Genomic DNA, 599 nt, shown 5'->3' with positions numbered 1-599 from the left:
TGCTTCCCCATCGGAAACACCCCCTCGGTCGAGGCCCGGCATCAACCGAAAGCAGAACCGCACATGCCACCCGGTGTTTCCTATCGGGAAGCAGAGCAAAGCGAGTAACCACCAACACCCCTGCCGGCTGGACGCGGCGGCACCCCCGATCGGGCCTGGCGGTCGGGCCCGGCGGTCGGATCCGTTGGCCGGGCCTGGCGGCATTGGAGAACAAGCGCCGTGGCAGTACTACGCCCGGCCGGGACATTCCACCTGGTGTTTCCTATCGGGAAGCAGAGCAAAGCGAGTAACCACCAACACCCCTGCCGGCTGGACGCGGCGGCACCCCCGGCCGGGCCTGGCGGTCGGGCCCGGCGGTCGGATCCGTTGGCCGGGCCTGGCGGCATTGGAGAACAAGCGCCGTGGCAGTACTACCCCCGGCCGGTCCAGGTTTCGAGCTCGGCGAATCCCCTGGTGAACGATGGGAGCATTGGGCGCAGGACCGCCGGGGCGATCGGCACCAGGCCGTCGGTGTGGGTGCCGCCGGCGATGTGGCTGTAGCGGTGGAGGCCGCCGCGGCCGGCGTTGGTGACCATGCGGTGGTAGATGTCGCCGTATGT

1 pseudogene is annotated in these 599 nt (G+C 69.3%); it reads right to left on the bottom strand.

What is annotated here, in order from left to right:
* Positions 1–410 precede the first annotated feature (410 nt).
* Positions 411–599: pseudogene (locus DMB66_RS60665) on the bottom strand (tannase/feruloyl esterase family alpha/beta hydrolase); the annotation flags it as partial.

The sequence above is a fragment of the Actinoplanes sp. ATCC 53533 genome, from assembly GCF_003947245.1.
The sequence above is the reverse complement of the archived record's forward strand: the minus strand, read 5'-3'. Positions and strand labels throughout refer to the sequence as shown.